Source organism: Thermodesulfobacteriota bacterium (assembly GCA_035325995.1).
GTDB lineage: Bacteria > Desulfobacterota_D > UBA1144 > Nemesobacterales > UBA2774 > JADLGH01.
In genome coordinates this window covers 319,665-339,570 of record DAOKYU010000002.1, presented here as the reverse complement: position 1 = coordinate 339,570, position 19,906 = coordinate 319,665, and the positions used below count along the sequence as shown (strand labels likewise).

Genomic DNA, 19,906 nt, shown 5'->3' with positions numbered 1-19,906 from the left:
GTTCTTCAGCCACGGGGCGAAGCTCAGGTTCTAGTCTCGTACAGAACCTCGTTCATGTAAATATCCCGGACACGTATTACATACTTCTTTCCGCGAATACCCGAAAGCCTCACCCTCTCACTCTCGGCGTTTTCTATCGCGAACTTAAGATTATGGGAGCAGTAAAACCTCTCGACCAGCCTTACCCCGCTTCCCATGTCTTCCCAGAGCTCGAGCTCAAGCCCATAGAGCATCTTCCGGCTTCCGTGAGAATTATATATCAGAGACCGGGGAAAAGGCAGCCGCTATGGGGCTTTGTCTTTGGAGTCACTTCGCACGCATACGAAACGGGACTATACGTTTCAAAAGTAACAGGATGACGTCCCTGCGAAACAGCACGGAAAAGAAGAGCCGGAAATCGCGCGGGCCGACGAACACCCTTATATCCCACACCCCGAGGTCCGCGTCGAGCACTATGCTCTCGCCTTCGACCGAAACGCCGGTGATATGAACTTCGAGCTCACCCGCAGGACTTTCGATCTTCATATTTCGCCCCCCTTTCCGATACGTACCGGAATATTTCCAGGGCCGCCTTCTCCCCCGAGCGTATGCAGTCCGGTATGCCGGCTCCGCCATACGCATTCCCGGCGAGCCTCAGCGAAGGGAATCTCCCGGCCCTTTCGATTATCCGTGCGACCAGCTCGCCGTGGCCGACGGCATAGTGAGGCGTCGATTCCGGGTTCCGGCTGACCATCCCGAACACCGGGGCCGATTTTATACCCAGGATCGGCGAGAGCGTTCCGTGCGCGATGTCGATGAGGCGGCCATCCTCCTCGCCGCAGATGCCCGGGTTCCGGGCGCCTCCCGCGACGATGCGGAAGAGGACGGTATCGTCCGGGCTCCGGCCGCTGAATTTCACGCTGCTGAACGTACAGGCGAGCACGGGCAGCCGCTCCGGGGAGGGGACCAGAAAACCCGAGCCGCCCGGGAGATGCGGCACCTCGCTCTTCCTGTACGCGAGGTTTATCACTACGTTCGAGACGTATTTTATACGCGAGAGGCCGAGCGACAGCTCCATGTCGAGGCCTTGCGCAACGAGCGCCGCCTCCGGCGCGGGGAGCGCCACGATGACGGCGTCGCAGTCAATCGGCGCGGCCCCGCTCGTATGAACCCTGAACCCTCCGCCCAGGGCGTCGATCCTTTTCACCCTGCTCCGGAGCTTCACGGTCCCGTCGGGCAGCCGCGAGTTGAGCGCATTCACGAGGGTCCCCATTCCCCTGTCGAAAGCGGCGAACCTGCCGCCGCCTTCCCTGCCGCCTTTAGGCGCTCCGGGGGAAGCCCCGTTCCTTTTCATTCCGCGTGTTACGCTCCCGTATTCCTCCTCCATTTTCGCAAGGACGGGCAGGGCTGTACGGACGCTCAGGGTCTCGGGGTCCCCGGCGTATATGCCCGACAGCAGCGGCTCCACCAGGTACTCGTAGGCTTCCCTGCCGAACCTGCGCCTCATGAACGAAGCCACGCTCTCGTCCCCCTCCGAAGCGTTTCCGGGGATGAAGGCTTCGAGAAGCATTCGGAGCTTCCCCCTGACGGAAAGAAGCGGCGAGCCTAGAAGCGCCGTCACACGCGCCGGCCCCGGGAAGAGCCCGGCCGGCATCGGGACGAGCCTTCCGTTCCTGAGAACGAATGCTCCTTCGGCCTCCTTGTTCGTCCCTATAAGAAAAGGGCCGAGGCCGACGCGCGACGAAAGCCCCGTGGCCTCGGGCTTACTCTTAAGGAACGAGTCGGGGCCTTCCTCCACAGTAAAGCCGCCGGATTCCCTGGTCGATATGACGCCACCCGGCCTGTCCCTTCCTTCGAGGACGGTTACTTCCAGCGGAAAGCCGTGCTCTGCCCCGAGCTCGGCGAGCCTGTGAGCCGCACTGAGTCCGGTTATTCCCGCCCCTATCACTATAATCTTCGGTAAAGCCCTTCCGTAACGAAGAGGTTCGTTATTCATCGAATAAGCACGCGTCTCTAAGCGATATACATCCGGTGTAGATGTGCAATAAAGATGCCATGTTATTGTCATTTATTTCGCAGGGAGCCATCCGGGAAAGTGTGCAAGGTGTCAGAAAGTCTTACGCATTCACAAGATGTCCCCGGCCTTCCGGTGCCCGGTCGTGGAGAGGCAAAAACTCACGCCGCACGTCCCCGACCGCACATACACCTATAAATATATGTATAATCGCCCGGAGCTCCGGCGGGCCGTCTTTATGGCATGGGATTTGCACCGAAATCCATTCGTCGAGGAGGTTCAGTCCATGAGAAACTTGAGGGACCTGGATTTTTCCCGGACGCCGTTCGTCGCCATTTGGGAAGTCACGCGGGCGTGCGATCTGGCGTGCCGTCACTGCAGGGCCGAAGCGATCAAGCAGCGGAGCCCCGGCGAGCTTTCGACGGAGGAGGGCTACGACCTTATCGACAAGATACGCTCCATGGGCACCCACCTCCTGGTCCTGAGCGGCGGCGACCCCGTAAAGAGAGAGGACATATTCGACCTTATAAGATACGGGGCGGTGAACGGCCTTCGCATGGCTACCATCCCCGCAGCCACGCCCTCCCTGACGCCCGGGCTCGTAATGAGACTAAAGGAGGCTGGCCTCTCGCAGATGGCATTGAGCCTGGACGGGCCGGACAGGGAAACGCACGACACGTTCAGGGGCACGCCCGGCGCTTTCGACCTGACGATAAAGGGCGCATGGTACGCGCGGATGGCCGAGCTCCCGCTCCAGATCAACACGACGTTCGGAGTGCACAACATCGACCGCTTCGAGGAAACCGCCTGTCTCGTAAAGGACCTCGGGGTCGTTTTCTGGGAGGTCTTCTTCCTCGTGCCCATGGGCCGGGGGCAGATGCTCAGGCAGATGAAGGCGTACCAGTACGAGAGGCTTTTCGATAAGCTCTACAGGTTTTCGAAAGAAGTCGATTTCATAGTGAAGATAACCGAGGCCCAGCACTACAGACGCTACGTAATGGAGCGGGAAACAAGGGCCGGGACGCCCGGTGCGGCGGTAAACCTGCCCGAGCGCCTCACGCGCGATTTCGGGCCGGGAGGAAGCATCGGTCTCGCCCCCAAGGGCGTCAACTCGGGAAACGGCTTCGTATTCATCTCGCATACCGGCGAGGTTTTTCCGAGCGGGTTCCTGCCTATTTCCGCAGGGAACGTGAGGAATGAAAGCATAGTCGATATATACAGGAAGTCCCCGCTTTTCGTGGGGATCAGGGACTACGGCAAACTCAAGGGCAAATGCGGCGCGTGCAAATGGAAGTACATCTGCGGCGGCTCGAGGGCGAGGGCCTACGCCTTGACGGGGGACTACATGGAGTCCGAGCCCGGCTGCGCGTTCGTCCCCGAGAGCTACGGGAGGAGATCTCGAAAAGGAGCGTGCGCCAGCCTTGCCGATGCATGAAACCGGCCCAAGGAGCAGGCCCGGAAACGCCGCCGGGCCTGCCGGTTTCCGGAGGGAAAGCGGCCCCGTCACCGGAAGACCGTCCATGAACTTCGACGTCTCCCCGTTCATAGTCATATGGGAAGTCACGCAGTCCTGCGATCTCGCGTGCCTTCACTGCCGTGCGAACGCGAGAACGTGCAGGGACCCGCTGGAGCTCACTACGCTTCAGGGATACGGCCTCATAGACGACATAGCGTCTTTCGGATCGCCGCTCCTCGTCCTCACGGGCGGAGACCCCCTCAAGAGAGAAGATATTTACGACCTCATCACCTATAGCGTCGCCAAGGGGCTCCGGACGACGGTGTCCCCGAGCGTAACGCCCCTTCTCACGAACGAGTCCATACGGAAGCTTAAGGAAGCGGGCATATCGAGAATAGCGGTGAGCCTCGACGGCTCGACCGGCGAAATCCACGATTCGTTCAGGGGGGTCAGGGGGAGCTATTCGAGGACGCTCGAGGTGCTGTCCGAGTGCGGGAGGGACGGCATACCGATCCAGGTAAACACGACCGTAACCAGGTACAACATCGGCGATTTCGAGAACATCGCGAATCTCATAAGCGGGTTCGACCCCGTTCTCTGGAGCGTCTTCTTCCTCGTGCCGACGGGGCGGGGGAAGGTCAAGGACACGATAAGCCCGGAGGAGTATGAATCGGTATTCGAGAAAATGTACGAGCTCTCGAAGACAATGCCCTACGACATAAAATCCACGGAAGCGCCTCACTACAGGAGATACGTAGCGCAGGCGAGGGTACGTGAAAAGAGGAGCGGCGCGGGCCGCATGGAATCCATCCCGCAAACCGGGCGTGACATGATTGGCAGGGCGCCGCGCGGCTTAAACGACGGCAAGGGCTTCGTTTTCATATCGCACAGGGGCGAGGTCTATCCGAGCGGTTTTCTGCCGCTGTCCGGAGGAAACGTAAAGAACGAGAGCATCGTTTCCATCTACAGAACTTCGCCGCTGTTCACGGGCATAAGGGACTACGGCATGCTCAAGGGGAAATGCGGCGCGTGCGAGTTCAAGAATATCTGCGGGGGCTCGCGGGCGCGGTCCTACGCCCTGACCGGCGACTACATGGAGTCCGAGCCCTACTGCATTTACATCCCGGGGAAATACGTTCCGGCAGGGTCCGATGAGGGGAAAGACGGTTCGCCAGAAATTTAACTCCTGCCGGACGTGCAGCCTGAGAGCGGGCACGATTTTCTCGGGTCTCGACGACGAGGGCGCCGTCGAGCTCGAAGGCCTGCTCCGGAGAGTCGTCTATCCGGAGGGCTTCGTGCTATTCATGAAGGGGGAGAACCCGCGCGGCGTTTATTGCGTCTGCGGGGGGCGGGTCAAGCTCTACCTCCATTCGCCGGACGGCAGGATCGCCGTGCTGGGTTACGCATCACCCGGCGATGTTATAGGTGTGAGGGCGATCCTCTCGGGAAAGCCCCACGACTTCACCGCGAAGACGGACGAGGAATCCCGGCTGAGCTTCATGGATAAAGACGATTTCCTGAATCTCCTGAAAAGAAACGGCGGCGTCTGCTTCAGGCTGGCCGAAACCCTCGGCGAAGAGCTCTCGAAGGCCTACGAGGGCTTCGGGAACGCGGCCCTTGCGACGTCGGAGGAGCGCCTCGCCTCGCTCCTCCTCCGGCTTTGCGACGAGTTCGGCGAGCCTTCCCCTGAAGGGATAATCATAAAGCCCGGCCTCAGCCAGGAGGAGATGGCGGACATGGCCGGCATGTCGAGAAGGACGCTGAGCCGCGCGCTCCGGTCGTTAAGAAAGATGAAGCTCGTCGACTGCGGACGCCGCACTACAATCATAAAGAACAGGTCCGCGCTTCAAAAACTCGTTTACTGAGAACCTCCTCTCACGCCCCGCATGTCCGAATCGCCCCGAGTAGCGACGGGCCCAATGAGACATTTGTCACAGTCTCGGTGCGACATCCGTCCTTGACGCGAGAGCCGCCGGGAAACGATAATTTAAAGAAGGGCAACCGGAATGCGGAAAGTTACCGCGATGGAATGAAAGGGAACAAATAACGACGTACGGAGGAAAGAATGGGAATATATGAAGGCGGCAGGAAAATCAGCTACAAATTACTTCCCGACGTAGACCTCGACAGGTGTAACGGCTGCGGGAAATGCGTCAAGGCGTGCGGGCCGAAGTCGCTCGTTATAGTGAACGACGACTTTGCGCTTCTTATGCGGGCCGACACGTGCAGCAGCGGCGGACACTGTGTCGAATCATGCCCAGAGGACGCACTCAACATGGAATGGATAGAGATGAGGGGCGAGCACTCCACGGGCGACTGGATGACATTCATGGAGCAGTAATCGGAAATCCGGGCCGTCAGTCCTCGATATGACCCGCCTCGCTACTCTCCGGGGACGGGCCCGGATCCTTTTGAGAAAAAAGCATCTTGAAAATAAAAGACGCGATCGCAGAATTCCTCCGCAGTCACAATACCATGAGCCTCGCGACTTCGAGGAACAACCATCCTTATGCGGCGGCCCTGTTTTACGCGAGTGACGGGCTTATCTTGTATTTCCTTTCGAACCCCGGCTCCGAGCATTCGCTCAATATACTCTTTAACCCCAGGGTCGCCGTCACTATAAACACCGAGCATTTCGACTGGAAAACAGTACGGGGGCTCAGGATAATGGGAAAAGCCTTTGCGACAGGCGAAGAAGAGTCGAAGCATGCAAGAGATATTTTCGAGAGCAAGTATCCCTTCCTGGCCGGGCTTTTAAAGAGCGGGATGCTGCACCGGGAATTCGCGGACTACGCCTTCTTTAAAATCGTCCCCGAAACCATAAGGCTCATCGATAACAGCGTGCATTTCGGGTACAGGGCAGAAATACACATATAGGCAATGCCCTCTCTCTTTATAATGCGATGGTTCCGGGGCCTTGCCCTTCGGCGTGATCTCAGCTGTATCTCAGCACCGGAAGCCCGAGGCCGCGTATCATCCCGGTATCCTTTTCCATCGGGTCTCCCTTCGTCGTGAGATAGTCGCCGCCGATGAGCGCATTGGCCCCCGCAAAAAGGGCCCAGGGCTGGTACTCCCCGAGCACGGCCTCTCTGCCGCCCGCACACAGGAGTATGCTTTTCGGAAGTATTATCCTGAAAATAGAAATAACTTTTAAGGCTTCGAAGGGATGGAGCGTTTTCATTTCCCCGAGCCCGGTGCCCGGCCTCGGGTTAAGGAAATTGAGCGGAACGACCTCGGGATCGAGCCCCTTGAGCTCGTAGGCCAGGCCGATCCTGTCTACGGCAGTTTCTCCGAGGCCGATTATGCCGCCGCAGCAGAGCCCTATACCGCTCTTTTTTACGAGCCGTGCTGTGCCCAGGCGGTCTTCGTATGCGTGGGTGGTGCATATCCGCGGGAAGAAGCTCCGCGAGGTTTCGAGGTTGTGGTTGTATCGCCTCACTCCGGCGGCGGAAAGCCGCCCGGCCTGCTCTTCGGTCAATATGCCGAGCGAGCAGCCTATGCTCATGTCGGTGTGTGTCCTGATGAGACGGACGGATTCCAGCACCCTGTCGAATACGTGCTCGTTGGGGCCCCTGCCGCTTATCACGATGCAGAATTCAGAAGCCCCTCCGGCTTCTGCCCTTTTCGCGGATTCCAGTATCTCGCGGGGAGCGATTACCGTACGAGGCTGAACGGGGTCGTCGCTGTAAATCGACTGAGCGCAGAACCTGCAGTCCTCGGGGCACGCCCCGGTCCTCCCGCTCGTTATGCTGCAGAGATAGACGCCCTTTTCGTGGTACATGGACGTGACTGCGTTGGAGAGGGACATCAGAGCGGGGAGGCTGCTAAAATCCGTATCGGCGAGCTCGACGGCGTCGTCGAAGGTCACCTCATCACCTCTCCCGATAACCTTATCCCTAACACTTTCGATAATATTTGCATTCATGGTTGCATCCTCCGGCCAGTTCTATGGAACGTCATGCACTGCCGTAAGTCTTATACGGTTTTCGTGTTGGGGAGTAAGTTAAAGGACTATATATTTATGCCAGATTGCGGTAAGGATGCAACCCATTTAAAATCGGGACTACGGAACAAACGGTGAGACGTAGTTTTCCACCCTTATGAAATCCACGGGCAGATCGCTCCGGGGAATGGAGACGATGTTGAAGGGGTAACCCGGTCCAGGGACAGGAACAGTGGATATATCATCCTCTATCACAGCCGTGAGATGATCTTCGAATACCAGCACTGCCTCCACGCTCGCCCCTAGCTGCGCAAAATCCTGGGTGGAAACGAGCACCATACTGCTTGAGAAATCGACGTCCGGAAGCTCGAAGAAAGAGAAGAAACAGCTATCCCTGAACCTGTTCCAGTCCTCGTTCGTTTTAATGACCAGCTCGTTTTGCTCGGAGCTTGTTTCAACAACCGGCTCGTTCTGCTCGGATGGGCAAACGGGCGGAGGGACGGCGGGAAACCCGATCTGCTCTAAAATATTCGTGACAGGAAGTTGTTCTTCAAAGCCCTCCAGGCCCTCCTGCTCCGTGATCACTTCTTCCACCGTCAGGTCCGTTACTATTACCGTGCTTCCATCCGCGTTCGGATCGAAGCAGGGGTCGGGCGAAGACTCAAGATAACAAAAGTTTTCGGCGTCGGAACCATGGTTACTAGAATCACAGCCTATTATAACGAATAAACCGAGAAGAATTGCAACGAAGATTGCGGCAGGATTTTGTCTTCTTCCGAGGGTGGTTCTCTTTATATTCATGGCCGGAGTCATTATAGAATTATTATACAACCGTCCCTGCCGTTTGAAATTAAATTTCTTATTACCCGAAGAATACCTGACTAATCGGATTCCAACGAAATTGATGGAGACGGTACTCCGGCGGTAGGTTTTCGAGACAGAAATGGTATGTGCGTCCCCGAGAGGATTCGAACCTCTGGCCTTAGGATTAGGAATCCTACGCTCTATCCTACTGAGCTACGGGGACGGGTTGATTCCGGTTTGGAATAATAATATCTATAACAGACTTTATTCCCTACATCAATAGAGAGGCCGAAATCCGGAGGTAAGTATAGCTGCCGGCTGCGCTCGGCGAAAGCGTATCTTTCTAGCGGATCATGTCACCGTCTGTATTCTTGGGCGTCTGACCGGCGTTCAGGCCTATTTTCAGGGCGTCGTGCGCGGCTCGCATGTCTCCCCATCCGCTCCCCTCGATAGTCACACCCAACACCCGGCACCATTTCAGACGCTACGAATGCCGGAGTCCGTTTCCGCTGCAATACGAGGTTTATACGCATTGAGTTTCCGCTTCCGGCACAATGGGGGGGACGAGGCGTGCGGGTATTGACCAGAGACCTTCACATGCGCCGTATCCTGTCCAGGACCGTGGCGACGATGCGGTCGCATCTCCGGCCCGCGAAGGTAAAAGCGTCGGGCGCGGCGCTTCCGATACGGGAGCAGAGCTCGTCGCGAAGAAGGGCCTTCGCCCTGAAAAGCCGCACTTTCACGGCATCTTCGCTTATGTTGAGGCACTCCGCCGTCTCCGCCGTGCTCATGTCCTCTATCTGCCTCAGCATGAAGACGGACCGGTACGCCTCGGGCAGCGAATCGACGGCCTCTTCGAGCATCGAGGCGAGCTCTTTCGTGAGCGCATTCTGCTCCGGGTCAGGCATTTTGGAAGTGTATATATTCATACCGATTCCACAGGTATCCTCGCCGGGCTGGACGTGTACGAGCCTCTTTCTCATGCGCACTCTCGCGAGCGCCTCGTTCACGGCTATTCTGGTGAGCCATGTGGAGAATTTCGCCAGCCCGTCGAACTGCCCGAGGTTCGCATAGGCGCTTACGTAGGCACACTGCATGACGTCCTCGGCCTCACCGTCGTCCCTCACTATTGCACGCGCCGCACGGTATATCCTTCGGTTGTAGCGGCGCATGAGGATTTCGAACATCTCGCGCTCGCCGGTGAGCACGCGGCGCACGACGTCTTCATCCGTAAGCGTTTCTATCTTAAACCCGGCGTCTATCATGCAAGCTGCCCTTTCGGGGTGTTGTCCACACAATTTATAGAGTTCCGCAAGCGGAAAAGGTTACAGGAATTTTATCTTTCACGTGAAATGTAACCTCCCCCCTCTTAAAAGCTCTATCATGCATACGACAGTTTTACATGCAACTGTCAAGCTCACGAAGAACAATCCATTCAAAGGAGGTAGTTGTGTTATGAAGTTTTTAAAGGCGGGTTTTTTTACACTGGTTCTCGGCTTCACGGCTCTCTGTATCGGCTCGGGCGACGCCTACGCCCAGGAAACAGCCCCTCCGGGAGGCAAATATCAGAAAGTGAGCTCTCTCGTCGAGCTTCCGGATTTTATCCCCGGGCTCGGTGTTCTCTACGTCGATCCTGCTACCCTGCCCGCGGGGCCGTTTCTCGCTTACGACAAGGCGGGCAGCCTCGTGAGCACGATCTACATGATCCCCCTGTCGGACATCGACGAGCACAAGGCCTTTAACAACCTGGCGGCCGCGAAGGACGAGGACGTAGATCACGTGGACGTGCATTTCAACGCCGGACATCCGGGCGTACCAGTCCCTCATTACCACGTAATCCTCTGGCACGTATCGCCCGAAAAGGCGGCGGCGCTTAAATAGGAGCGGGACTAATGCCATCAAGGCGGGAATTCCTGAGGGCCGGCGGCATACTGGCCGCCGGCCTGTTCATTACAAACAGGGCTTCGGCTTCGCCGGCCATACAATCCGGCGGCGATTCCATCGTCGAAATCCACATGGAGAGTGACATCATGGGCTCACATGTATGGTTCGACCCCGTGGGCATACTGATCGAACCCGGGCAGACCGTGAGATGGGTCTGTATAGAAAACGTTCACACCGTCACGGCCTATCATCCCTCGAACGGGAATCACTCCCTCCGCATACCGGAGAAAGCCGCGCCGTGGGACTCGGGCTTCTTGCAGCCCGGTGACAGGTTCGAACACACCTTTACGGAGGAAGGGGTTTACGACTATTTCTGCCTCCCCCACGAGGGGGCCGGAATGGTCGGCCGTATAGTAGTCGGTAAACCGCTCGGGTCGGGAACTTTGCCCTTCGATTATTACAAAGGGAATCCCGCATCTGCGGACTGGCTGCCCGTGCCGCCGGCCGCGCGGACAACGTTCCCTTCCGTGGAGCGTATAATGAAGGAAAAGATAGTAAGGATCGGCTCTACGGAATGAAACGGCAGCGGTGATTCCGTTTTACTGAATGGAATTGTCACCGCTCTCTTTGGACGGAGGCTCGTTTTCCATCCTGACGCCGTCGTGCGCCGCGCGGGCGTATGCCTTGTAGCCGCTTTCCATCGGATGCCCGTCGTCGGTGGGCGAGTAGACGTTACTCGACGTGTTGAGCTCTTCGAGGACGTACGGGCCGGCGTCGACGTGCTCTATGCCGAGCTCGTCGAAGAACTCGGAGAACTTCGCGACGAGGTTATTCTCGTTCTCGACGAGCTGATAATAATCGTTCGAGAGCTTGTATCCATGCGAGGTAAGATACCCGAAAAAAGCCCTCGACTTGGACGGGATGAAAACGATGCTGAAATCTATACCGGCATCGCCGCATTTCTTTTCTATATCCGCGATTACATCTTTCGTTACATCGAACCCGAGCGCTATTCTCTCGCGGCTCATGTCCATTTTTCGCTTGTGGTTGAGTATGGATTTGTTCTTGATTATCGTGTGATTCGCCTCTTCCCCGACGACGAGCGAATCACCGAAGTCGTTTGCCTCGTACACCCTCTTCACGGCCGAGGCGATCATCCAGTAGAGGTTCGATTTTGTGAGATAGTGCTTGACCGTCCTCCATATACCCGATTTTTCGCGGCAGACCGACGGGTCGTACCCGTGCGCACTCATCCAGTCGTCCCAGTAATTCGTCTTGTTTACGAGCTTGCATACGTCGTCGAGGTCGTTCGTGACGTAGAGTGCGAGGACGATGTGCTTCGGCCTCATTTTTATCGCCTGGTCAACAAGATAGCTGTACTGAAGTGTGCCGTAACTCCCGACGCCGAGGTTGTAGACCGTGACGTCGTCCATGCCCGCAAGCTGCTGCGGCCAGGACATCGCCGAGCTCACGTTAACCCCGTACGTGTGCGAATCGCCCAGGGTTACGATGTCCGGGTGCCCAAGCGGCTCGGGGTTCCTGAACCCCCTGCCGTCTATATCGGGAAGCGCGGGATTCATCTTCGTCCCGAGCCTTGCGTCGTAGGTCTGGTTCGAAAGCGGGGAATATATAATGTCCGGCGTAAGAACCTGGAGCAGGAGCTCCGCCGCCGCAATAGTAAATATGACGGCCATTGCGATAAGGGCGGCTTTCTTGAGCTTCATGGGATGTTTTCCTTCCAGTCAGGATTACGCGGGTATAGTCCCAAGCGCTTTGCTATTCGGTGCATCTTTCGCCTGAAAGCCATCGGCTCGAAGCTTCAGGCAGCCCCGAAGATCAGCATTCTTATAACCTAATCGAAAAGACAATTCAATACCCCGGAGCGGGCGGGAAAATAATCCCTCCCCCTATTCAGGCAAGGCTCAGAACTTTAAAACCTGACAAAGGAGATAAGGGAAGGGATTATTTGTGCCGCCGCATGGAGACGGCAGAGCCGGCTCCACGCGGCGGCGAGGGGGGTTCCTATTTAAAGAACTGGTCGATGAAGATCATCAGCCTGCCCTGAACCGTCCAGGGCGTATCGTTGTAATTCACCCTGTCGGGCGTAACGTCGTTAGCCACGAGCGTATTCATGGCCTGGGCTTCGAGGAGCGTTTCCAGGCTGCTTCCCGCAAAGACTATGCCGCCGATTACGTCGAAGCTGACGCCCGGATGGACGTGCCACGTAAGCGTGCCCTCGACTTCCGTCGCCATGTAGGTATCGAGGCTGCTTACGCCCGGATACGGGTTGCTGGTCTCTTCGTTAAACGCCACGAGAACCTGCGGTGTGAAGGAAAGCTCGTCTATAAGCTTGACCGTACCCCAGGCGCGCGCATAGTAGGCGTTGTAGACGCTGCTCTCTACCTGGTAGATGTTCGGTATCATGTGCTTGAAGAGGAGGTTGTCGAGGTTGTAAGCGGGGTTGAAATAGACGAGTCCTCCCTCGACGCTGCCGCTCGACAGGTCGTCGCCCTTGGCCCAGCCGAACTCGGCCGCGACTATCTTCAGCGGCCAGCCCGGGTAGACCTCGGCACGCGCGGCGAAAACGATGTTGGAGGCGTCTATGTCGATATCGCCCACTCCATCGGCGTGGAGTTTTCCCCAGACTCCGTCGAGCTCGCCGACGATCCTGAAAAGGTCCGTCTTGTAATCGATGAGTCCGGAGTAAAGAACCATGTGGTCGAGGTCGAGGCCGCTGACGGCCGCCCCGGCATTCGGCGGAACGCCCGGGTCCGTCCCACTGAGCGGCACCGAGTTGATGTTATTCTGATGAATGTACGGGAATATAAATCCGCCTATCGTCAGGTTGCCACCGACGATGTTCGGATTGTTGAAGATAAGTGCGCCGGCTATTATGTCGTAGCCGTTACCCTGACCGGTGACGACGCTGTTCCCCTGGGTGAGTATGTCCGAGAGAAGGACGAGAGTAATAGACGAAGACCCGGCCGAGAAGGATTTTAGATAGAGGAACCTGTCGAACAGGGTGCCGAGGTCCGAATAAGGATCCCAGCCGCCGTTAAGATACATACCGAGGCCCCAGTCGAACGGCTGGCGTCCGACCCTTACGAAACCGAGGTTATGAGGAAGAACTATATCCGCATGAAGCATCCTCACGTTGAAAAACCCCGGATCGTCTATCGCACGAGGCCCCGTCAGTATCGCCCCGCGGAACCTGTCGCTAAACGATATGTTCGAGTTAACCACGGTGTTCTGCCCACCGAGCAGCTCCGAAGTTGCACCGCCCCAGATGTTGTTGTCAAAGACGTTAAACTGTGCCCGGATCGTTACCGCATCGCTGAGCACCAACTGAGGAGTTAAACGCAGACTCGTGTCTACGAAGAATATCTCGTCTTTGTTGTTAGTAAATCCGAGCGCCTGTGCGTTACTGTTGCTCAACGCCGATATAAACGTGGCGTTTCCTATATAACGAGCCCTGGTACGCATATAGCTCGGAAAGCCGCCCAGTGTGAGTTCAACGGCGAACGTAGGCGCGGCCATAGTCAGAGCCAATAAAAACATAAAAAGCCATTTGGCTTTATTCATCTCTTCCCTCCATGGATTTATTTGATTTTCACATTTTCGACATTCCGCTCGTGCAGGCTCCGAAGATGCCTGCATCTTGCAATTGTCCTTCGGGCCGTCTCTTATTGTTGAAAGTAATGTGCCAGTTGACCATGCCCGCGATTATTGTTTTTTGTAAATCGGCATGCGTCGTGTGTCAGAAAACAGTACGAGAATCCGGCGTCCGCTTATCTATCCGGAAAATATTAGTAATATGCGGTTATTGGAGATGGCTGGATGCGGGAAGGCAGCCGGCCCGAAGGTTCGGCCGCCATACGGAAAGGATTATTTTAGTAACAAGAAACGAAATACGGAAAGGGGCCCGGGCTTCAGTATCCCGCGTGTGAGACCTTTTCGCGGAGTATAGCGTTTATGTCATTTACGACGAGCTCCGGATGGAGATAGGCGAGATTGTATACCTCCCTTATATTGCCTGCGCCGTCGATGAGATACACCCTCATTACGTGGTCTATTCTTCCGTCGGGGAGGTTTTTCGTCCAGACGTCGTAACCGGACAGCACGGCTTTCGTCTCGGCGGGCGTTCCCCGTAAGAAGAGCCAGTTCCCGCTCTCGGCCCCGAACCCCTCGGCGTATTCACCGAGCCGCCCGGGCGTATCGCGCTCCGGGTCGAACGTTATCGAGGCAAGCTTCACCTTGCTGCCGAGAAGCCCCTCGTCCCGGAGTATCCCCTGGAGCCGGGACAAGACGCCTGTTGCGAGAAGGCACGTGTCCGGACAGGACGTGTATATAAATGTAACTATCTTTATCTTCCCGCCCAGGTCCTCGAGCGTGACCTCGTTTCCGCCGAGGTCCGTAAGCCTGAAACCGGCGGCGGGTCCTATGACCGGCAGAGTATACTTCCCCTCGCCGGATTCTGGGACAAGCGTTTCAGGCGGCGGGGCGGACGCCGCCTCCCCGTGAGCCGCGCCCTCGTGGTGGCCGACGTGCCGGTCCCCGGCCGAAAAGGCGGGGAGGGACGCCGTCATGGCAAGTGCAAATATAAATAGTGTTACGCGTTTCACCGTTTCTTCCTTTCAATGATTTTATCGATTCTGTCGGCCGGACCTCCCTGCCCTTCTCGAGATTCCTCTCTATCGAGCTGCTGTCTGGTAATGGGAGCGTCCGGCCCCGGGTGCTATAACTTCGTGTCGTTATGAACTATGGAAAAGCTCACCGGCACCGGCCTCTGTATCGTATCGAGGACGGGGCAGTGGGCGTTCACGAGCTCGGCAAGCTGTTTAATTTGCTCGTTCGACGCCGTGCTCTTTATATCGACCTCGTAATCGACATCGGCAAAACCCGCCGGGACCTCTGCGACGTTGAGGAACCCCCTCAGGTCGAGACGCCCCTTGACGTTAATCCTGAGAGAATCTATCGGTATGCCGAGAACCGCGGCATAGGCCGCGTAAACTATTTCCTGGCACGTGCCGAGCGCCCCGAGAACGAGCTCGACGGGATTAGGGCCCGTGTCCGTTCCGAAGAGATTCGGCGGCTCGTCGACGTTTACCGTGAACTGCCTGATGCTGGCCTTCGTCTGAAACCCGTCGACGAGCTCGGTCGCCGCCTGGAACTCCGCCAGCACCGGCCTGTCGCCTCTCGCCTTGAGCGAGCTGACTACGCCGTTTAACTTCTCGGCCAGCGACTGGTCGTCTGAAACCACTTCCACGTTCTTCTCTATTTGCGTACTCATGTGTGTGTGTCCTCCTGGTTATGGTTTGATTCAATACAAAAGCATGTCGTGCGGCTTTGCCGGGCCGGTTGCGAATTTCGTAAAGTCGACGTTAAAAAACGGATCCGTCTTGAGCCTGCCGTCCGGCCCTACCCTGATGAGACGCACCCAATAGTCGTCGGCGCCGAAGTCGTACGTGCTAAGGAGCGAGTTCGTGACGTACATGCGCTTGCCGTCGTAGGTGACGTGCATCATGTTCGGATGAAGGCCGGGATGCGCCGTATCGTGGAGCTTCGGATTTTCCGGGTCGCTTACGTCTATCGCCTGGAGCTCGCTCGTCCCGAAGCAGCTGGCGTAGAGGTACTTGTCGTCGGGTGATTGCCTAAGGTCCGCAGGCAGACATCCCTTCCCGAGGTCTATCGCCTTCTTGAATTCGAAGGAGCCGTTCTTCTCGGTCCACATCCAGAGACTGTCGCCGACTATGGAGTTCGTGTAGCCGTAATTGGAGCCGGCTTTTCTCGCCCACCTGACTTCGAGCGGGAGCTTCTGGTCTATTCTGAAGACCTCGAGCGGCTTTCTTTCCTTGAAGTCCCATACGACGAGCGTATTGCCGAACTGCTCGGGATCGTTTTCGGCAAACGGCTTCGAATAGTTGTTAAGCGACGTCCAGCTCGACGTCATCATCCTGTTTATCTCGGGCTTGACGGCGACGTCGTAAAGGTATGGCGCGTCTTCGGGAAGGGGAAGCGTTCTCACGAATTTACCCTCGTTGGTGAATTCGGCCAGCCCTCCGGGCGCGCCGCCGTCGGCGTTAGAGGTAAACGTGAGGAGCATCCTTCCGGGTATGGCGTAGAACGTGTGAGGGCCGGCAAGACCGGTGAGCTCTCCGGTGTTTTCTATGGTCTTCACGATTTTGGGATTGGCCGGGTCGGACGCGACGTCGATAATCCATATGCGGCTCGATGCAAGGCCTCCCGCCCAGATGTGAGTCCTGTCGTCGGTGAAGCCCATGTGGTGGGTCTCGTTCCCTTTCGAGCCGAGGTCGAGCCTGTTTATTATCGTTCCGTAGTCGGGCGACGTTATGTCGACGTCTATGACGGCGAGAAAGTCGTTATCCTTCCCGTCGGCGTCGAGCGCCATGACGTAGAGATATTTCTCGGGCGTCGTCAGGTAATTTATGAACGGCGAATGGCAGACCTCGGCCCGTGCCGGGCCGGGCGCTGTAAAAGACGCTGCCAGAATTAAAATCATGCACGCCAGTAATCCCCCGGCGCTGCGAGGTGAACCGGTATACCGAAAACTCTTCATTTCTCTCAATCTCCTTCGGCCCTGAGGCAAAATATTTTTTAGGCGGCCGCTCTGGAGGCGAGAGCCCGGGGATCGGTCTCACGGGCGAGCCGTCCCGGAGCGCGGGCCGTCTATTCCGGGAGGCCTTTGCAATTTCCGTGCCCATATCGAAATACAATGTATTGACCGATGCTTATATTCCCAGCCCGAAATACGGCCCCGACAAAGTGAGCACGATGTAACCGAAAACTGATTAAGATGTAATCGCCTCGAATAAGTGAGCGCTCACTCACCGACAGTCCCCCGCTTGCACTACAGCCCGGATAAAGAGAACGACGAAGACCGGATGAGGGCAAAAGGCGGACAGGCGGGTATCAGACACAAAGGGCCCGGATCGGGGAATCTGCGCCGGAAGGGCGCCGTGAATGTGACGGAGCAAGCATGGCATACGGGACCTTATGCCGAAGCGGACCCGGACTACCGGAGTAAACTGTTCTGACCGGTTTTCAGAGGAGGCGTCGAGAACGTAAAAGCGGCCAACAATTCTTTAAAAGGAATCGCACGTCTGCGGCGCCCGGATGGACGACACAGGCGCAGCACCGTTCTTTCGATTTTAAAATTCATGTCCCGCCAATCTACGCCGATCCGGATTTCCGGGTTTCTGCACAAAAAATTTACAGCTCGATATCCCGAGAAATTCCATGATTTGAGCGGCGCAAAACAATGCATATGCAACGATCAAAGCATGCATACAAAATGGGCATTTACACGTTTTAAGCCTCCGATTTTCATGGATCTAAAAACATTCGGCACGTGTTGCACTTGAAACTACCTCGCTCAACGATGTTTACACATATGTCTAAATACCCGGGTATTATATTTAACGAAAATGCATATCAATTTCATAGTAATGGCTTCTCCCCGGTTTTATTGTAAATAATTAACCTGAGCTCATTTTACCATTCGGTTTGAAAATCTTGACATGGGTGGGTAATCTGTTATTATGAGAACGAATTTCATCATCAATCTCATCATTAGCGTCGGAGCCCCGTCCGCACGGAACACATTACAGAAGGGATTATTCGCTCGTGAGAATGACTTGTTTAAAGATATTGTCGATCTTTGTCCTGATTGTTTTATGCGGGGTGTATCAATCGGCCCGGGCTGTGGATGAGCCTGTATACGACCCTCCGGAGGCGGAGGAAGCTCCGTCCGAGGCGGAAGATTACATAGACGGAACGGTGCCCGAGGTCTACGAGCCGGACGACGAGGACGATCCGGTGCACGATCCGACCGAGGCAGAGGAAACCGGTCGGCCGGACGAGAATTATCAGAGGCTTGAAGAGGTAGTCGTTACGGGTACGAGAACAGAGAAAAAGCTTCTCGATACTCCTGTGAGGACGCAGGTGGTTACAAAGGAAGAGATCAGAAGAACCCACGCGCGCGATCTTAAAGAAGCGCTCGAATACGTTCCCGGACTCCTGCTCAAGGAAACCGAGAAGAACGGTTACAGCGTCTGGATGCAGGGGTTCGACGCGGACCGCGTGCTGATACTCCTTAACGGACGAAGGATCACCGCCAGCACCGGCTCGACGGTGGACCTTACGCAGATAAGCGCTGCCGACATAGAAAGAATCGAAATAGTAAAGGGCCCGGTCTCGGCGCTCTACGGCAGTGATTCCATGGCCGGCGTGATAAACGTCATCACGAGCAAACCCCCGGAAGACTATGCCGCCACTATTCTCGCGGACATAGGAACTTTCGGCGACAAGAACGTGGACGACAAGCACATCGCCACCGAGCACCTGATGGCCAACCTCACCGCCAACCGCGGCCCGTGGTCGGTAGCGCTCTTTTCGGACGTGCGTTTCTTCGAGGGATACGACCTCGACAAGTCCGATCCGAACACGAACGGCGACGAGGGGTACAGGTGGAACGCCAGTGGGCAATTTTCGTATACGACGCAGGGCGGAATGGAGTTTTATTTCTACCCGAGATACTACAAGGAAGACAAAACGATAACCTACACGACCTTCACGCCGGGGCTGGGCGACGTGATCTGGGAGAGGCGGGAGAACGCCGACACCATAAACCTCGTACTAGGGACGACCGTGCCGTTCAAGGACGGCTCCCGGCTTCAGGGCGCTCTTAACTACGAACGCTTTCACGACATAAGCATTCTCGACATACCTTCGAGCCCGCAGCTGGAGCAGAAAAGGGACGCCACTTTCCTTTATTATTCGGCGGAAACGCAGTACGACAGGCCGATAGGCGAAAAGCACCTGGCGACCATAGGCGGCATCATGGGGCGGCAGACGCTGGAGCAGGACCAGATAAAGGAGACCGTGAACGGCGTCGAGATAATAGAGGAGATAGCGCCGGGGGCGGACATGAATTCGTTCGAGGCCTACGCGCAGGACGACTACTTCGTAACCCCATGGCTAGAGCTGCTGCCCGGGGTCAGATACCAGTACGACACCGACTTCGGCTCGAACGTTTCGCCGAAAATAAACGTCATGATATCCCCTCTAGAGAATCTGAGAATCAGGCTCGGATACGGAAGAGGATACCGCGTGCCGAATTTAAAAGAGCGTTACTACTTCTTCGACCACAGCGCGCTCGGCTACATAATCCTCGGCAACCCCGACCTCGTCCCCGAAAAGTCCGACGGCTTCCAGGTCGGCGCCGAAGGCTGGTGGAGGGACCTCAGGTGGGACGTGAACCTGTTCTATAACCGCATACGAGACCTCATAGACGTAAGGCTCGACGAGGAGCTCAGCGACGAAATGGGGCTCCAGGTATTTCAGTACATAAACGTCAGAAAGGCAACGACCATGGGGGCCGAGCTCGCCGCGACATACAACCTTCTCCGCTATTTCATCATAAACGGCGGGTACACGTATCTATGGGCGAAGGATACGGGCATAGACAAATGGCTCACGGGACGCCCGAAGCACCAGGTGAAGGCAGGCGTCGATATAGTAAACGTCCTGCCCGGGAACATGATCAACCTGAGGGCCGTTTATCAATCGAGCGAATACGTCGACGAGGACAACACCATAACCTCGCCCGGGTGGGCCGAATTCGACGGGAAGGTCAACCAGGACGTGTGGGAATGCTGCACGGTGTTCCTGGGTGTCGACAATATTTTCGACGTTCACAGAAACCCGAACGACGTGAACGACCTCAGGCCTTCGGTAGGGCGTTATATATATCTGGGTATAAGATCGACTTTCCAAATTTCAAAAACACAACATTAAGGAGGCTAGG

19 protein-coding genes and 1 tRNA gene are annotated in these 19,906 nt (G+C 56.4%); 8 read left to right on the top strand and 12 right to left on the bottom strand.

Features of this window, described 5'->3' with window-relative positions; genetic code table 11:
* Positions 1-23: 23 nt before the first annotated feature.
* From PKC29_04445 to hemG, 3 genes are all read right to left on the bottom strand, one after another.
* Positions 24-233 carry a hypothetical protein gene (locus PKC29_04445; GenBank protein HML94663.1) on the bottom strand — a complete coding sequence of 70 codons (210 nt, stop codon included), beginning with the start codon at positions 231-233 and terminating at the stop codon, positions 24-26.
* Positions 234-306: 73 nt separating this feature from the next.
* Positions 307-525 carry a hypothetical protein gene (locus PKC29_04440; GenBank protein HML94662.1) on the bottom strand — a complete coding sequence of 73 codons (219 nt, stop codon included), beginning with the start codon at positions 523-525 and terminating at the stop codon, positions 307-309.
* Entirely contained in the window at positions 500-1,975 is a 1,476-nt protein-coding gene (gene hemG / locus PKC29_04435; GenBank protein ID HML94661.1) for a protoporphyrinogen oxidase, read from the bottom strand. The genes PKC29_04440 and hemG overlap by 26 nt, the downstream gene beginning before the upstream one ends.
* 304 nt (positions 1,976-2,279) lie before the next feature.
* Between hemG and PKC29_04430 the strand changes: the two genes are divergently transcribed.
* The 5 genes from PKC29_04430 to PKC29_04410 all read left to right on the top strand — a co-directional run bounded on the left by PKC29_04430 (position 2,280) and on the right by PKC29_04410 (position 6,326).
* Complete coding sequence (locus tag PKC29_04430) at positions 2,280-3,428, top strand: TIGR04053 family radical SAM/SPASM domain-containing protein (GenBank protein HML94660.1); 1,149 nt, start codon at positions 2,280-2,282, stop codon at positions 3,426-3,428.
* 85 nt (positions 3,429-3,513) lie between these two features.
* Positions 3,514-4,632 carry a TIGR04053 family radical SAM/SPASM domain-containing protein gene (locus PKC29_04425; protein ID HML94659.1) on the top strand — a complete coding sequence of 373 codons (1,119 nt, stop codon included), beginning with the start codon at positions 3,514-3,516 and terminating at the stop codon, positions 4,630-4,632.
* On the top strand, positions 4,601-5,314 hold the full coding sequence (locus tag PKC29_04420; protein HML94658.1) for a Crp/Fnr family transcriptional regulator: 714 nt from the start codon (positions 4,601-4,603) through the stop codon (positions 5,312-5,314). The genes PKC29_04425 and PKC29_04420 overlap by 32 nt, the downstream gene beginning before the upstream one ends.
* 200 nt (positions 5,315-5,514) lie before the next feature.
* Complete coding sequence (locus tag PKC29_04415) at positions 5,515-5,790, top strand: 4Fe-4S binding protein (GenBank protein ID HML94657.1); 276 nt, start codon at positions 5,515-5,517, stop codon at positions 5,788-5,790.
* Between the two features lie 86 nt (positions 5,791-5,876).
* Positions 5,877-6,326: a pyridoxamine 5'-phosphate oxidase family protein gene (locus PKC29_04410; GenBank protein HML94656.1), complete on the top strand. Its 450-nt coding sequence runs from the start codon at positions 5,877-5,879 to the stop codon at positions 6,324-6,326.
* A gap of 58 nt (positions 6,327-6,384) precedes the next feature.
* Here the strand turns inward: PKC29_04410 and bioB are convergent, their stop codons facing one another.
* From bioB to PKC29_04390, 4 genes are all read right to left on the bottom strand, one after another.
* The gene (gene bioB, locus PKC29_04405) at positions 6,385-7,374 is read right to left on the bottom strand and encodes a biotin synthase BioB (GenBank protein ID HML94655.1); all 990 of its coding nucleotides are present in this window, start codon (positions 7,372-7,374) and stop codon (positions 6,385-6,387) included.
* A gap of 138 nt (positions 7,375-7,512) precedes the next feature.
* Positions 7,513-8,193 carry a hypothetical protein gene (locus tag PKC29_04400; GenBank protein HML94654.1) on the bottom strand — a complete coding sequence of 227 codons (681 nt, stop codon included), beginning with the start codon at positions 8,191-8,193 and terminating at the stop codon, positions 7,513-7,515.
* A gap of 152 nt (positions 8,194-8,345) precedes the next feature.
* A tRNA-Arg gene (locus PKC29_04395) sits at positions 8,346-8,419 on the bottom strand.
* Positions 8,420-8,789: 370 nt separating this feature from the next.
* Positions 8,790-9,461: an RNA polymerase sigma factor gene (locus tag PKC29_04390; GenBank protein HML94653.1), complete on the bottom strand. Its 672-nt coding sequence runs from the start codon at positions 9,459-9,461 to the stop codon at positions 8,790-8,792.
* Positions 9,462-9,651: 190 nt separating this feature from the next.
* Between PKC29_04390 and PKC29_04385 the strand changes: the two genes are divergently transcribed.
* Positions 9,652-10,077: a hypothetical protein gene (locus PKC29_04385; protein ID HML94652.1), complete on the top strand. Its 426-nt coding sequence runs from the start codon at positions 9,652-9,654 to the stop codon at positions 10,075-10,077.
* 11 nt (positions 10,078-10,088) lie between these two features.
* Positions 10,089-10,658, top strand: coding sequence for a plastocyanin/azurin family copper-binding protein (locus PKC29_04380; GenBank protein ID HML94651.1), 570 nt, complete (start codon positions 10,089-10,091; stop codon positions 10,656-10,658).
* A gap of 21 nt (positions 10,659-10,679) precedes the next feature.
* Here PKC29_04380 and PKC29_04375 read toward each other — a convergent pair whose 3' ends face one another.
* The 5 genes from PKC29_04375 to PKC29_04355 form a co-directional block, all read right to left on the bottom strand.
* Positions 10,680-11,804 (bottom strand): SGNH/GDSL hydrolase family protein, encoded by a 1,125-nt coding sequence (locus tag PKC29_04375; GenBank protein ID HML94650.1) that lies wholly within the window; start codon positions 11,802-11,804, stop codon positions 10,680-10,682.
* A 298-nt stretch (positions 11,805-12,102) separates the two neighbouring features.
* The gene (locus tag PKC29_04370) at positions 12,103-13,662 is read right to left on the bottom strand and encodes a hypothetical protein (GenBank protein HML94649.1); all 1,560 of its coding nucleotides are present in this window, start codon (positions 13,660-13,662) and stop codon (positions 12,103-12,105) included.
* Positions 13,663-14,009: 347 nt separating this feature from the next.
* Positions 14,010-14,702: an SCO family protein gene (locus tag PKC29_04365; protein HML94648.1), complete on the bottom strand. Its 693-nt coding sequence runs from the start codon at positions 14,700-14,702 to the stop codon at positions 14,010-14,012.
* A 113-nt stretch (positions 14,703-14,815) separates the two neighbouring features.
* On the bottom strand, positions 14,816-15,370 hold the full coding sequence (locus PKC29_04360) for an OsmC family protein (GenBank protein HML94647.1): 555 nt from the start codon (positions 15,368-15,370) through the stop codon (positions 14,816-14,818).
* A 30-nt stretch (positions 15,371-15,400) separates the two neighbouring features.
* The gene (locus PKC29_04355) at positions 15,401-16,600 is read right to left on the bottom strand and encodes a selenium-binding protein SBP56-related protein (protein HML94646.1); all 1,200 of its coding nucleotides are present in this window, start codon (positions 16,598-16,600) and stop codon (positions 15,401-15,403) included.
* Between the two features lie 1,202 nt (positions 16,601-17,802).
* Between PKC29_04355 and PKC29_04350 the strand changes: the two genes are divergently transcribed.
* The gene (locus tag PKC29_04350; protein HML94645.1) at positions 17,803-19,896 is read left to right on the top strand and encodes a TonB-dependent receptor; all 2,094 of its coding nucleotides are present in this window, start codon (positions 17,803-17,805) and stop codon (positions 19,894-19,896) included.
* The last annotated feature ends 10 nt before the right edge of the window (positions 19,897-19,906 follow it).